The sequence below is a fragment of the Variovorax sp. GW821-FHT09A10 genome, assembly GCF_059418385.1.
Genome location: NZ_JBWKPT010000001.1, coordinates 1,383,769 through 1,397,302, shown reverse-complemented (window position 1 = coordinate 1,397,302; position 13,534 = coordinate 1,383,769). Strand labels below are relative to the sequence as shown.

The 13,534-nt window shown below is 69.5% G+C and carries 10 protein-coding genes; 3 read left to right on the top strand and 7 right to left on the bottom strand.

Features of this window, described 5'->3' with window-relative positions; genetic code table 11:
- Window positions 1–7: 7 nt before the first annotated feature.
- The 3 genes from AC07Q9_RS06630 to AC07Q9_RS06620 form a co-directional block, all read right to left on the bottom strand.
- A complete protein-coding gene (locus AC07Q9_RS06630; RefSeq protein WP_495308169.1) occupies window positions 8–415 on the bottom strand; it encodes a hypothetical protein in 408 nt (135 codons plus the stop codon).
- Window positions 416–626: 211 nt separating this feature from the next.
- Complete coding sequence (gene cphA / locus AC07Q9_RS06625; protein WP_495308167.1) at window positions 627–3,194, bottom strand: cyanophycin synthetase; 2,568 nt, start codon at window positions 3,192–3,194, stop codon at window positions 627–629.
- Window positions 3,195–3,281: 87 nt separating this feature from the next.
- Window positions 3,282–5,525: a cyanophycin synthetase gene (locus AC07Q9_RS06620; protein WP_495308165.1), complete on the bottom strand. Its 2,244-nt coding sequence runs from the start codon at window positions 5,523–5,525 to the stop codon at window positions 3,282–3,284.
- A gap of 139 nt (window positions 5,526–5,664) precedes the next feature.
- Between AC07Q9_RS06620 and AC07Q9_RS06615 the strand changes: the two genes are divergently transcribed.
- Entirely contained in the window at window positions 5,665–7,953 is a 2,289-nt protein-coding gene (locus AC07Q9_RS06615) for a cyanophycin metabolism-associated ABC transporter (RefSeq protein WP_495308163.1), read from the top strand.
- Complete coding sequence (locus AC07Q9_RS06610; protein WP_495301660.1) at window positions 7,953–8,429, top strand: cyanophycin metabolism-associated DUF1854 family protein; 477 nt, start codon at window positions 7,953–7,955, stop codon at window positions 8,427–8,429. The genes AC07Q9_RS06615 and AC07Q9_RS06610 overlap by 1 nt, the downstream gene beginning before the upstream one ends.
- A gap of 22 nt (window positions 8,430–8,451) precedes the next feature.
- Here the strand turns inward: AC07Q9_RS06610 and AC07Q9_RS06605 are convergent, their stop codons facing one another.
- From AC07Q9_RS06605 to AC07Q9_RS06590, 4 genes are all read right to left on the bottom strand, one after another.
- Window positions 8,452–9,165 carry a hypothetical protein gene (locus tag AC07Q9_RS06605; RefSeq protein WP_495308161.1) on the bottom strand — a complete coding sequence of 238 codons (714 nt, stop codon included), beginning with the start codon at window positions 9,163–9,165 and terminating at the stop codon, window positions 8,452–8,454.
- Window positions 9,162–10,694 carry an alkaline phosphatase gene (locus AC07Q9_RS06600; protein ID WP_495308160.1) on the bottom strand — a complete coding sequence of 511 codons (1,533 nt, stop codon included), beginning with the start codon at window positions 10,692–10,694 and terminating at the stop codon, window positions 9,162–9,164. Before AC07Q9_RS06600 ends, AC07Q9_RS06605 begins: the two co-directional genes overlap by 4 nt.
- A 32-nt stretch (window positions 10,695–10,726) precedes the next feature.
- Window positions 10,727–12,196 (bottom strand): alkaline phosphatase, encoded by a 1,470-nt coding sequence (locus AC07Q9_RS06595; RefSeq protein WP_495308157.1) that lies wholly within the window; start codon window positions 12,194–12,196, stop codon window positions 10,727–10,729.
- A gap of 118 nt (window positions 12,197–12,314) precedes the next feature.
- A complete protein-coding gene (locus tag AC07Q9_RS06590) occupies window positions 12,315–12,752 on the bottom strand; it encodes a DUF2177 family protein (RefSeq protein ID WP_495308156.1) in 438 nt (145 codons plus the stop codon).
- A 49-nt stretch (window positions 12,753–12,801) separates the two neighbouring features.
- Here AC07Q9_RS06590 and AC07Q9_RS06585 point away from each other — a divergent pair, with 49 nt between their 5' ends.
- Complete coding sequence (locus tag AC07Q9_RS06585) at window positions 12,802–13,515, top strand: hypothetical protein (RefSeq protein ID WP_495308154.1); 714 nt, start codon at window positions 12,802–12,804, stop codon at window positions 13,513–13,515.
- Window positions 13,516–13,534: the final 19 nt, after the last annotated feature.

Here is a 13,534-nt window from a genome sequence, read left to right as displayed (position 1 = left end):
GGTGCGGTCAGCGCACAGGCTGCGGCGGCAGCGGGGTGACGGTTTCGCGGATCACGCCGCCGCCCATCACGCTGCCTTCGGTGGTGGTGCGCGCACCGCCGCGCATGCGCGCTTCGCAGTCCGCGCGGTCGGCCACGGGTTGTTCGCTGCAGCGTGCCATCGCGTTGGCGTCTTCTCGCGCGGCACCGGGGGTGGTCAGGCCGTTGCGCCCGGCTTCCTGGCGCGCGGCGCCGGCTTCGCGCAGGCAGGCCGCGCGGTCCTGTTGCACGCCGTCACACGTGGCACGTTCTTTTTGCATCCGCGCGTCGCTGCCCGGCGCCTGGGCCGAGGCCAGCGGCGCGCCGGCCATGAAGAAGCCGCCGACCGCCACGAGGGCGGCCGTCGAGAGCGTGGAACGGAAGGTGTGGATCGTCATCGGGGCTCCTGAAGCGGCGCGCCCTGCGAACGAACAAGAAGAGGAAAACAAAAGAACGCAGGGCGCGACCGGTGCCCCAGTGTGGGCCGGCCGGTGGCGCCGGGCTGTGGGACAAGCCGCGCGCCGTGGAGCGGGCCGGACGCGCCCCTGCGTGTGGGACACGTCCGTCAGCGCCAGGAGGGCGGGCCTCCTGCGCTGCGGGGCGGGCGGATCAGCCCTGCGCGATGCGCTGCGCGAGGTGGGCCAGCGCCTCTTCGACCTGGTCGACGAGGATGAGCGACAGGTCACCCGGCTGCAGCCGTGCCAGCGCGGTGTCGATGGCGACGAACTCGCCGCGGATCTCGTCAATCTGGCGCGTGCGCGAGGCGCCCTGCAGGCCCTGGCGCAGCAGCGCCATGACTTCGCCGTCGGCCCGCCCGCGCTGCGCCGCGTCCTGGTACAGGATCACGTCGTCGAAGGCCTGGCCGAGGATCGCGGTCTGGTCGCGGATGTCGGAGTCGCGCCGGTCGCCCGCGCCGCTGATGACCACCGAGCGCTTGTTGGCGGGCATGGTGTCCACGGCCGACACCAGCGCCTTCATGGCGTCGGTGTTGTGGCCGTAGTCGGCGATCACCGTGGCGCCGCGGTAGTCCATGACGTTGAAGCGCCCGGGCACGCCGGCCGCGTCGTTCATGAAGCTCGACAGGCCGCTGCGGATGGTGTCCCAATCGAGGCCCACGGCCCACGCGGCGGCCACCGAGGCCATCACGTTGTCGACCTGGAAGCCGATGGTGCCGCCGCGCGTGATCGGCACGTCGCGCAGCGCGATGCGTTCGCGCCACGAGCCTTCGGCGGCCACCAGCGTGTCCTGGTCGACGTACACGGTGCGCTTGCCTTGCGCGCGGTGCGTGGCCATCACCGGGTGCATGCGGTCGGCGGTGAAGAAGATCACGTTGCCGGGGCAGCCGGCCGCCATGGCGGCGACGTTCACGTCGGCCGCGTTGAGCACCGCGTAGCCGTCGGGCGCCACGTTGCGCACGATCACGCGCTTGAGCACCGCCAGGTCTTCGACCGTGGTGATGTAGTTCAGGCCCAGGTGGTCGCCGCTGCCGATGTTGGTGACCACGGCTACCTCGCAGCGGTCGAAGCCCAGGCCCTCGCGCAGCACGCCGCCGCGGGCCACTTCGAACACGGCCGCATCGACGTCGGGGTGCATCAGTACGTTGCGCGCGCTCTTGGGGCCGCTGCAGTCGCCGCTGTCGGTCTGGCGGCCGTTGACGTACACGCCGTCGGTGTTCGTCATGCCGGTGCGCAGGCCGCTCGAGGCAATGATGTGGTTGATCAGGCGCGCGGTGGTGGTCTTGCCGTTGGTGCCGGTGACGGCCACCACGGGAATGCGGCCGTCGTCGCCGGGGGCGAAGAGCGTGTCCATCACCGCCTCGCCGACCGCGCGGCCACGGCCGAACGAGGGCGAGATGTGCATGCGCAGGCCGGGCGCGGCGTTCACTTCGACCACGCCGCCGTGCTGTTCTTCGAGCGGGCGCAGCACGTTCTCGCAGACCATGTCGACGCCGCAGATGTGCAGGCCGACCATCTGCGCCGCATCGACCGCGCGCGCGGCCACTTCGGGGTGCACGGTGTCGGTCACGTCGGTGGCGGTGCCGCCGGTCGAGAGGTTGGCGTTGTTGCGCAGCACCACGCGCTGGCCCAGCTCGGGCACGCTCTCGGGCGTGAGGCCCTGCGACTCGAGCCGGCCGATGGCGATGTCGTCCAGGCGGATCTTGGTGAGCGAGGTGGCGTGGCCCTCGCCGCGGCGCGGGTCGAGGTTCACGGTGTCGACCAGCTGGCGCACGGTGGAACTGCCGTCGCCGATGACCTGCGGCGGGTCGCGGCGCGCGGCGGCCACGAGGCGGTCGCCCACCACCAGCAGGCGGAAGTCGAAACCGGGCAAAAATTTCTCGACCATCACCTCGCCGTACACGGCGGCCGAATCGTAGGCCGAGTTCAGCTGCTCGCGCGTGGTGATGTTCACTGTCACGCCCTTGCCCTGGTTGCCGTCCTGCGGCTTGACCACGACCGGCAGGCCGATTTCTTCCGCGGCGGCCCAGCCGTCGTCGGCGCTGCTCACGGGGCGGCCCAGCGGCACCGGCACGCCGGCGGCGTTGAGCAGCTGCTTGGTGAGTTCCTTGTCCTGCGCGATCGATTCGGCCACGCCGCTGGTGCTGTCGATCTCGGCGGCCTGGATGCGGCGCTGCTTGGAGCCCCAGCCGAACTGCACCAGGCTGCCGCTGGTGAGGCGGCGGTACGGAATGCCGCGCGCCACGGCGGCGTCGACGATGGAGCCGGTGCTCGGGCCCAGGCGCTCCGACTCGTCGAGGTCGCGCAGCTCGGTGATGGCGGCGTCGGCGTCGAAAGCGGTGTCGGCCAGCGCGGCCTGGATCAGTTCCTCGGCCAGCGCGAGGGCGCGGCGGCCCACGTCTTCCTCGGTGTACTGCACGGTGACCTGGTAGACGCCTTCGTCCGTCGTGGGCGCGGTGTTGCCGAAGTTGACGGCGCAGCCGGCCTGGGCCTGCAGCGCCACGGCGGCGTTCTCGAGCACGTGGGCCAGCGCCAGCGGCTGGCCGAGCACCATCGGGTGCAGCTCGCCGATGGTCGGGAAGCGGGCGCGCAGGCGGGCTTCGAACCCGTCGAGCTTGCCGACGGCGTTCTCGTCGCCTTCGCAGGCCACGACGGCCTCGATGGTGGTGTGGCGGCTCCAGAGATTGGGGCCGCGCAGGGCGCGGATGCGGGTGACTTTCATGGGGCTACGGCACGGGGCGCGCGGTTGCGGTGATCTTGCGGTGTGACCGGGGCGCCGGCCCCGCAGGTGGCGGGGCGGCGCATCGTGTCATGCCAATTGTTGTTGCGGGGAGAGCGGCGAGGCCTGCGACAGCTGCAGCGAGGCCAGGGCCGCCTGCAGGTCGGCTTCGAAGGCCTCGACGCCGGCGCCGATCAGGTTGAGCGGAATGCCCATGGCCCAGCCGGCGGCCACGGCGGCCAGCAGGCTTTCGAGGCTCACGCCGACGTGGGTCGCGCGCCAGATGGTCAGGCGGCCCAGGCCGGGCAGGAACGATTCGCTCGTGCCGTTGGCCAGCACCACGCGGTCCTGGCGCACCAGCACGGCCTTGCCGCCGGCGGCCTGGTGCGCGGACAGCGCGGCGGCTTGCGGGTCGGCCGCATAGAGGATGACCGAGCCGTCGCACAGCGGCGCCAGCGCGGCGATGCGCGGCTCGTCGGCGTTCAGCACGGCCGTGCCTTCGCCCAGCACCACGTCGACCTGGGTGCGCAGCACCTTGACCATCTGGTCGCTCTCGGTGATGTCGTAGTCGGCCAGGGCTTCGCAGCCTTCGAGGTCGGTCACGATGCCGACTTCGCAGCGGTCGTAGGCCAGGCCGTCGCGCAGGATGGTCTCGGCGCCGTTCTCGATCACCACGGCCTCGACGGCGCGGTTCACGAGCAGGCGGTGGCCGGCGTCCCAGTTGGCGCTGTCGCGTGCATCGACGCGGCGGCGTTCGAGGAACAGGCCGTCGCGGCAGGCCAGGCCGGTGTGGCGCCCGCCGAGGTTGATGAGCCAGGCCACCAGCCGTGCGAGCACGGCGGTGTCGCGCGAACCGGCCACGCCCACCACGGGGATGCGGCCGGGCGCGTCGTTCGGGAACAGGTGGTCGCAGATGGCGCGGCCCACGGGGCGCGGCGAGCCGATGGCCGGCTTCAGGTGCATCAGCAGGCCGGGGCCGGCGTTGACCTCGACGATCGCGCCGCCCTGCGGGCCCAGCGGCTTGGAAATATCTTGCGCGACCATGTCGATGCCCGCGATGTCCAGGCCGACCACGCGGGCGGCGAGCACGGCGGCGTGCGCCACCTCGGGGTGCACGAGGTCGGTGCAGTCGTAGGCCATGTTGCCGTTGCGCTGGATCGTGACCACGCGCCCGGCGGCGGGCACCGAGGTGCCGTCCAGGTCCTGGCGCTTGAGCTCCAGCTGGAGCTTGGCGTCGGTGGCCAGCACGATCACGTCGAGCGGGAATTCTTCTTCGGCGCCGCGGCGCGGGTCGCTGTTGAGCTGCTTGTCGATCAGCCCGGCCACGGTGCTGGTGCCGTCGCCGGTCACGGTGATGATCTCGCCGCGCGCGGCCGCCACTACCTCGCCGCCCACCACCAGCAGGCGGTGTTCGTGGCCGCGGATGAAGCGCTCGACCATCACGTCGCTGCCTTCGGGCTCGGCGACCGCGAAGGCGGCCATGACTTCCTCGCGCGTGGTCAGTTCGAGCGACACGCCGCGGCCGTGGTTGGCGTCCGACGGCTTCACGACCACGGGCAGGCCGATGTCCTCGGCGGCTTCCCAGGCTTCTTCGGGCGACTCGACCACCTGGCCGTGCGGCACGGGCACGCCGCAGCTGGCGAGCAGCGACTTGGTCAGTTCCTTGTCGCTGGCGATCGATTCGCCGATGGCGCTGGTGTAGTCGGTTTCTGCGGTCCAGATGCGCTGCTGGTTGGCGCCGTAGCCCAGCTGCACCAGGTTGCCGCTGTTCAGGCGCATGTGCGGAATGCCGCGGTCGGTGGCGGCGGACACGATGGCCGCGGTGCTCGGGCCGAGGTAGCAGTCTTCGACCTTGGCCTTGACGGCCTCGACGGCGGTCTGCACGTCGGCGGCGGTGAACGGGTCGTTGTTGATGGCCGCCATCAGCAGGCGGTGGCCTTCGGCCAGCGCCACCCGGGCGACCTGCTCGTCACGGGCGCGGAACACCATGCGGTACACGCCGTGCTCCGAGGTGCTGCGGGTTTGCCCGAAGCCGGTCGGCATGCCGGCCAGGTTCAGCAGTTCGATCACGACGTGTTCCAGCACGTGGCCCGACCAGGTGCCTTCGGTCAGGCGCTGGATGAAGCCACCGCGCTCGCCCACGCCGCAGTGGTGCTCGATGAGCGCCGGCAGCAGGGTGGTCAGCCGGTCGGTGAAACCGTCGATCTTGTTGGAGGGGAAGTCCTCGAGCTTGCCCAGGTCGAGCCAGACTTCGAGCACCGGACGGTAGGTCCAGAGGTTGGGACCGCGCAAATAGTTGATGCGCAGCAATTGGATGTCGTCGAAACGGGTCATGCAAACGTTCGATGTGCTTTGGCCGAGCACCACGGCGCCTTCAAGCGCTCCCATGGCGATCGGTCAGAATCGGCGCCCGACCAAGGGCGCCATGACGCGGTCCCTGCGGCCCGCGACGGGCAAGAGTCAAATAAACACAATGCAACATCACGATCCAGTCGGCGCCCAGGCGGGCGAAACGGAGGCGGTCTCAGGCGTGCTGAAAAGCCGACTCGCAGGCACTGAAAACGTTTCGGTAACACTTGCGGTTGACCTCGACGACCAACTTCGCTTCGCCACGGGCCTCGTCGCCCTGACCGACCAGCGCCTCATCGCCCTGGAACCCGGTGGTGAGTGGCGTGAGTGGCCACTCACAGAGCAGGCCCTGGAAATGCGTCTTTCCGACCACGCAGGCGTCGGAACCCTCGACCTCATCGGCCCCGCCGGACAGCTCGCCCGCTGGCGCTACACCCTGGCCGGCCAGCCGGCGGCGCTGAAGCTGCTCAAGTTGTTCGGCCAGCGCGCCGCGCCGGCTGTCACGAAGGCGACAGAAGAGGTGCCCGAAGGCCTCGAGGCCGAAGGCACCGACACCGAGCTCCAGACCCCGCCTTCGACCTGGGTGCTGCTGCGCCTGGGCCGCTTCGCCGGGCCGTACCGCAAGCAGCTGATCCTCGGGTTTGTTCTGACCCTCATTTCCACCGCCGCCACGCTGGTGCCGCCGTACCTGACCATCCCGCTGATGGACGACATCCTGATTCCGTTCCAGAACGGGCAGAAGATCGACTCCGGCCGGGTCGGCCTGTACCTGGGCGGCCTGCTGATCGCGGCGCTGGTCGGCTGGGGGCTCGGCTGGGCGCGCACCTACCTGCTGGCGCTGGTGTCCGAGCGCATCGGCGCCGACCTGCGCACCACCACCTATGAGCACCTGCTGACCCTGCCGCTGGACTACTTCGGCGGCAAGCGCACCGGCGACCTCATGGCGCGCATCGGCTCGGAAACCGACCGCATCAACGTCTTTCTGTCGCTGCATGCGCTCGATTTCGCGAACGACGTGCTGATGATCGTCATGACGGCGGTCATCCTGTTCTCGATCAACCCGCTGCTGGCCGTGGTCACGCTGGTGCCGCTGCCCTTCATCGCCTGGATGATCCACGTCGTGCGCGACCGCCTGCGCACCGGCTTCGAGAAGATCGACCGCGTCTGGTCCGAAGTGACCAACGTGCTGGCCGACACCATTCCCGGCATCCGCGTGGTCAAGGCCTTTGCGCAGGAGCGCCGCGAAGCCGAGCGCTTCCGCGTGGCCAACGCCTACAACCTGCAGGTCAACGACAAGCTCAACCGCACGTGGTCGCTGTTCACGCCGACCGTGTCGCTGCTCACCGAAATCGGCCTGCTCGTGGTCTGGGCCTTCGGTATCTGGCAGGTGGCGCGCGGCCACATCACGGTGGGTGTGCTCACCGCGTTCATTGCCTACATCGGCCGCTTCTACACGCGCCTGGATTCGATGAGCCGCATCGTCTCGGTCACGCAGAAGGCCGCCGCCGGCGCCAAGCGCATCTTCGACATCCTGGACCACGTGAGCAACGTGCCCGAGCCGGCGAACCCGGTGAAGGTGGAGCGCGTGCAGGGCCGCATCGAGATGAGCGGGCTGGGCTTTCGCTACGGCTCGCGCGCCGTCATTCACGACCTCGACCTGACCATCGAGCCCGGCGAGATGATCGGCCTCGTGGGCCACAGCGGCTCGGGCAAGAGCACGCTGGTCAACTTGATCTGCCGCTTCTACGACGTGACCGACGGCGCCATCAAGGTCGACGGCACCGACATCCGCCGCTTCGCCGTGGCCGACTACCGCCGCCACGTCGGGCTGGTGCTGCAGGAGCCCTTCCTGTTCTTCGGCACGATCGCGCAGAACATCGCCTACGGCAAGCCCGACGCCACGCGCGAAGAAGTCGTCGCCGCAGCCCGCGCGGCCCACGCGCACGACTTCATCCTGCGCCTGCCGCACGGCTACGACTCGCTGGTGGGCGAGCGCGGCCAGGGCCTGTCGGGCGGCGAGCGCCAGCGCATCAGCATTGCGCGCGCCCTGCTCATCGACCCGCGCATCCTGATCCTCGACGAGGCCACCTCGGCCGTCGACACCGAGACCGAAAAGGAAATCCAGAAGGCGCTCGACAACCTCGTGCAGGGTCGCACCACCATCGCCATCGCCCACCGCCTGTCCACGCTGCGCAAGGCGGACCGCCTCGTGGTCATGGACCGCGGCGAGGTGGTCGAGGTCGGGCCGCACGACGCGCTCATGGCCAAGCAGGGCGCCTACTGGCGCCTGTACCAGGCGCAGCTGCGCCAGGGCGATGAAGACGATGTGAGCGAGGGCGCCGCCGACGAGCGCGCCAACGCCCAGGTGCCGCTGGCCGTGAGCCACGCGGCCCATCCGGCAGGGGACGTGTGATGAGCAGCAGCAACAACAACTTCGAATTGGCCCGCGACACCTTCGGCCGCCTCGTGCTGACCGACGCACAGGGCGAGCGCCACGTGGGCGTGACGCCCGTGCGCGCCTTTCCGCTCAGCGCGCCCAACGAGGGCGTGTCGCTCGTCGGCAGCGAAGGCCGGGAACTCGTGTGGGTCGACCGCGTCGACCAGCTGCCCGCCCCCACGCAGGCGCTGCTGACCGAAGAACTCGCGGTGCGCGACTTTGCGCCGACGCTGCTGAAGCTGCACCGCGTGTCGAGCTTCGGCGTGCCCAGCACCTGGACCGTGAGCACCGACCGCGGCGACACCAGCTTCGTGCTCAAGGCCGAGGAAGACATCCGCCGCCTCGAGGGCGGTGCGCTGCTCATCGCGAGCGCGCACGGCGTGCAGTTCCGCATTCCCGATGCGAAGGTGCTCGACCGCGCCTCGCGCAAGCTGCTCGAGCGCTTCCTTTAGCGCTTCCTTTAACAGCGGTGGGTCAGTCCAGCAGGTCCGAGTAGTCGCCGCGCGCGTAGCTTTCGACCTGCTGCCACGGCAGCACCTTCGGTGCGGCGATGGCCGAGGCGGTCATCACGTTGAGCGAGGTGCCGTGCGCGTCGCGCTGCTCGATCTTGCGCGCATAGCGGCCCGCCACATCCCAGTCGACGCGCAGCGTGCGTTCGCCTTGCGGCAGCTCGTAGCGCTGCACGCCACCGCGCGCCGTGCCGAGCGCCTTCATGCGCGGCAGGCTGGCCGGGTCGATCAGCCAGTAGGCGTTGGCCCACGAGCCGCTGTAGCCGACGTTGCCGTAGTTGGCCGCGTCCACCTCGATCACCTTGCGCTGTTGGCGCAGCACCATGTTCACCTGCACCGTGCCGGCCGCATCGCGGCGCAGCCACAGCGGCGCGGCCGTGTTGTCGGCGTGCGCGTGGCCGATGTGCACCTTGCCTTCGCTGGCCTCGTGGTCGTGGCCGGCGCGCAGCGCGGGCGGCAGCTCGCGCTCGATCCACACCGTGCCGGCGCGGCGCACCATGCGGTCGGCGTAGCGGCTTTCGCGCTGCACGCCGTCCTTGCCGATCGACATCACGTGGTGCGTGATGCGCAGGGTCTGGTCGGGCGCGGCGGCATCATCGCCTGCCGCGCCGGCCACCAGCGGAAGGGCCGCGAGGGCCGCCGCCGCCAGCAGCGTCTTGAACGTCACGGCAGCGTTCACAGGCCCGCCGCTTCCTTGACCTTGTTGAACACCTTGATGTTCTCCACGGTGCCCTTGAAGAGCTTCGCGCCCGCGCCGCCCGCGAACAGCATCACGTCGCCGCCGCCGTGCGTTTCCGAACCCGGCGTGCCCAGGTTGATGCCGACTTCCTGCAGGAAGTTGTCGTCCGTGGTGTCCATCGCGGTCTGGTCGTCGCGCGAGGCGCCGCGCGCCGGCGCGATCCACGGCTTGTTGCTGTCTTCCGGGTTGACCTGGCTGGCGGCCGTCGCGTTGGGCCGTCCGCCATTGCCGAACACCAGCGTGGTGTAGGGCTTGCCGTCTGCCGCCTTCGAGGGCTTGCCGTCGGCGTAGCCGTTGACCTTGCCCAGGATCGGGTTGCCGATCTTCGGGTAGCCGTTGAAGGCGATCGCGTGGTCGTGGTCGGCCGTGACCACCACCAGCGTGTTCTTCAGGCCCGGGTCTTTCTTGTTCATGTAGTCCAGCGCGGTCTGGATGGCCGTGTCGAAGGCCAGCGTGTCTTCCAGCGCGCGCTTGGCGTTGGTGCCGTGCAGCGCGTGGTCGATGCGACCGCCTTCCACCATGAGGAAGAAGCCCTTGTCGTTCTTGCTGAGCACGCCCAGGGCCTTCTCGGTCATTTCCGACAGGCTGGGCTGGTCGAGGTTCTGCTTCACGCGGTCGAGTTCGTAGGCCATTTCGCTCGGCGTGAACAGGCCCAGCAGCTTGCCCGTGGCGCCCGCGTCGACGGCGCGCAGCTTGGTGCCGGTGTCGACGTAGGTGTAGCCCTTGGCCTGCATCGCCGTCACCAGGTTGACGCCGTCGGTGCGCTTGCTGCCTGCCAGGACCGTGGTCGGCAGGTAGTTGCGCTGGCCGCCGCCCAGCAGCACGTCCACGCCGTCGAGCAGCTTGGGGTTGTAGTTGGCGTGGCCCGGCACGCTCTGCTCGGCGATGGTGTTGTAGCCGTTGCGGTTGCAGATGTGCGCGTAGGTGGTGGCCGGCGTGGCATGGCCGACGCGCGTGGTCGACACCGCGCCGACCGCGCGGCCCTTGGCCTTGGCGAGCTCGAGCAGCGTGTCGGCGGCCTGGCCGTTGGTCGGCGGGCAGGTGGTGTTCTCGCCGTTGATGTACTGCTTGCCGGTGCTGTCGACGGCGACCGTGTCGCTGGACATCGAGATCACCTCGTTGCGCATCTTCACGCCGGTCATGTAGGCGGCCATCGAGGGCGCGCTGTCGGTGGTCTGGCCGTCGAGCGAGAAGGTCTTCACGCGCGCCGCATACGGCAGCGACTGCATCGTGAGGTTCGCGCGCTCGGGGCTCACCAGCGAGCCGGGCTTGGCGGCCAGCTGCTTCTCGCCCTTGTAGATGCGCGCGGCGGTCACGGTGACGGGGCCCATGCCGTCGCCGAGGAAGAAGATCACGTTCTTGGCTTCGCCGGCGGCGTGGGCGCCGGTGGCGAGCATGCCGGCGGCGGCGCAGACGAGCGCGGCGGCCAGGCGGGGGGTGCGGAGGGTGCGGTTCATGGTCGTGTGCATGGTTGTGTTCGTCCGTGAGTGGCAGCCGCCCTTCACAGGCCGACCGCCTTCCTGATCAGGCCGAACACGTCGGTGTTGGTGATCACGCCCGAGAAGTTGTCGGCGCCCAGGCCCTGCGCGCCCAGGAACACGTCGGCGCCGCCGTGGGTTTCGGAATCGCTCGCGGGGTCCATCGGCACCACGGCTTCCTGGCGGTAGTCGGGCAGCTCCAGGTCGGCCTCGCTGATGGCGATGTCGCGTGCCGTGCGGTGCGGGCCGTTGCCGAAACCGATGATGGTGTAGGGCATGCCGTTCACGTCCTTGCTGGTCTTGCTGGTGTCGACGTAGTCCTTCACCAGGCCGAGCACGCCGGGCTTGCCCGATTCGGTCTTGCCGGTGCGTGCGGCGTAGCCGTTGAGCTGCAGCGTGTGGTCGTGGTCGGCCGTGACCACCACCAGCGTGTTCTTCAGGCCCGGGTCGATGGCCTGCATCTTCTGCAGCGCCAGCTTGATGGCGTCGTCGAAGGCGCCGGTGTCCTGCAGCGCACGGCGCGCGTTGGTGGCGTGCAGGGCGTGGTCGATGCGCCCGCCTTCCACCATCAGGAAGAAGCCCTTCTTGCGCGCGGCCAGCGCGTCGATGGCCTTGCCCGTCATCTCGGCCAGGCTGGGTTCCTTGGTCGGGTTGCGGTCCAGGTCGTAGGCCATGTGGCTCTTGGTGAAGAGGCCGGCGATCTTGGTGGCGCCGTCGGCCGGCAGCTTGTCGAACTCGGCCCGGCTGGCGGCGAAGCTGTACTTGGCCGTCTTCAGCTCGGCGATCAGGTCGCGCTTGTCGTTGCGCTTGCCGCCGGCTTCCTTGGCCGTGAAGTAGTCGGTGCCGCCGCCGAAGAACACGTCGACGCCGTCGCCCAGCTTGCCGTTGTAGCCGGCGCCGCCCGGCACCAGCGCGGCAGCGATGGTGTTTTCGGCGTCGCGGTGGCACACGTGCGAATACGTGGCGGCGGGCGTGGCGTGCGTGATGCGCGTGGTGGTGACCACGCCGGTGGCGTAGCCCTTGGCCTTGCTCTGCTCGAGCAGCGTGTCGACGGCCTGGCCGTTGCCCGAGGGGCAGGTGCTGTCGAAGTTGAGGTGGTAGGCCTTGCCCGAGGCGTCGGTGGCGCGGGTTTCGGCACTCATCGAGATGACCTCGTTGTTCATCTTCACGCCGGTCATGTAGGCCGACATCGAGGGCGCGCTGTCGGTCACCTGCGCGTCGTTCGAATAGGTGTGGACGAAGGCGGTCTCGGGCAGCGTGTCGATCGTCAGGTCGCCGTCCTCACCGACCTTGTAGATGCGCGCAGCGGTCAGCGTGGTGATGCCCATGCCGTCGCCCAGGAAGAAGAGGATGTTCTTCTGTGCCTGCGCGGCCGGCGGCGTGGTGGGCGGCGGAAGGAACGGCAGCGACGGGCTGTTGTTGTTGCTGCCGCCGCAGGCGGACAGCATCAGTGAAGCGCCCAGCAGCGCCGGGGCGATCAAACGGTGATTCATGCAACGGACTCCCTCGAAGGTCGTGACGTTCGGCGCGCGTGCTGCGCACCGACTCAGGGAGTGCAATCTAGAGACCTCCGGTGACTCGGCCGTGACGATGCGGGCCGGCCGCGAAAGTTCAGTCTTTGTTTGCGCGTGACTGTCTTGCGCGTGTCACGTTGCTGCGCAGGGCCAGCGCGCCCGCACCGGCGGCCACGCCGCTCACGAGCGTGCCCCAGGCCATGTCGATGAACGACAGCGCCAGCGGCCAGTCGCGGATCGTCGCGAGGTTCGTCAGGTCGTAGGTGCCGTAGCAGAAGAGGCCGAACAGGCTGCCGAGCAGTGCGGCGCGCAGCAGGCCCTGCGCTTGCAGGCCTGGCACGATGGCGAAGACCAGCAGGCCGATCGGATAGAGCAGGTAGAACGCCGTCGCCACGCCCAGCCGCGGGTCGGGCGACATCAGCGTGCCCATCGCGTGCTGGTACATGTCCTTGGCGACGACGCCGAGCCAGAGCATGTCCAGGGCCAGAAGGACCGCGAAGGTGGCGGCCCATGCGGCAAGGGATCTGGTGTTCATGCGCGGCATCGTATCCGGGTGTCAGCGCGCTGAATAAAATCAGCCCGCCATGGTCAATCTCTACCTCGTCTCCAGTGCCCTCAACACGAAGATCGGGGTGTTCGACAGCGACCAGCGCCTGGCGCAGACGCTGTACACCCTGGCCAGCATCCGCCTGCAGGACCCGGGCGCCCGCATCTACCTGGTCGAGATGGGCGCCGTGCCTTACAACGAACTCCAGCGCGTCGTGCTGGCGCGGGCGGTCGACCGGGTGCTCGACTTCTCGGGCGACGGCGAGGTGCAGCGGATCGCCGCGGGTTACGACCTCAGCATCGTCAAGAACCTGACCGAGACCCTCTGCCTGGAGGTCATGTTCGGTTTCCTGCGTTCCGAAGGCCTGCTGGCCGACGTGTCGCGCGTCTTCAAGGTCAGCGGTCGCTACCAGCTCACCGAGCGCGCCGACATCGGCCGCTATGCCGACGCCCGTTTCGCGGGCAAGGTGGTGTTCGCCCAGCGGCGCCCGCCGGGCACCGTCACCGCGGTCGTCGGCATTCCGGGGCAGTACATGAGCCGCCTGTGGAGCTTCGACGCCGTGCTGATCGACCACGTCGTGACCGTCTACCAGCAGATCCTGGCGCACATGCTGGCCGTGGTCCATGCCGGGGAGTACATCGACATCGAGCATTGCCTGTGCAAGTTCTTCCCGGCGGAGCAGATCGCCGAGGTCGAGGCCGTCGGCGTGCGCGGCCCCTCCGGCGGCAGCGGCATCCTGCTCGAAGATTGACCGGGCGCGCCGGCCGCTT

Bases quoted from the DNA above. Each gene is read 5' to 3' on its own strand.
- AC07Q9_RS06630 (WP_495308169.1), bottom strand. From the start codon at position 415: ATGACGATCCACACCTTCCGTTCCACGCTCTCGACGGCCGCCCTCGTG.
- cphA (WP_495308167.1), bottom strand. From the start codon at position 3,194: ATGAAAGTCACCCGCATCCGCGCCCTGCGCGGCCCCAATCTCTGGAGC.
- AC07Q9_RS06620 (WP_495308165.1), bottom strand. From the start codon at position 5,525: ATGACCCGTTTCGACGACATCCAATTGCTGCGCATCAACTATTTGCGC.
- AC07Q9_RS06615 (WP_495308163.1), top strand. From the start codon at position 5,665: ATGCAACATCACGATCCAGTCGGCGCCCAGGCGGGCGAAACGGAGGCG.
- AC07Q9_RS06610 (WP_495301660.1), top strand. From the start codon at position 7,953: ATGAGCAGCAGCAACAACAACTTCGAATTGGCCCGCGACACCTTCGGC.
- AC07Q9_RS06600 (WP_495308160.1), bottom strand. From the start codon at position 10,694: ATGCACACGACCATGAACCGCACCCTCCGCACCCCCCGCCTGGCCGCC.
- AC07Q9_RS06595 (WP_495308157.1), bottom strand. From the start codon at position 12,196: ATGAATCACCGTTTGATCGCCCCGGCGCTGCTGGGCGCTTCACTGATG.
- AC07Q9_RS06590 (WP_495308156.1), bottom strand. From the start codon at position 12,752: ATGAACACCAGATCCCTTGCCGCATGGGCCGCCACCTTCGCGGTCCTT.
- AC07Q9_RS06585 (WP_495308154.1), top strand. From the start codon at position 12,802: ATGGTCAATCTCTACCTCGTCTCCAGTGCCCTCAACACGAAGATCGGG.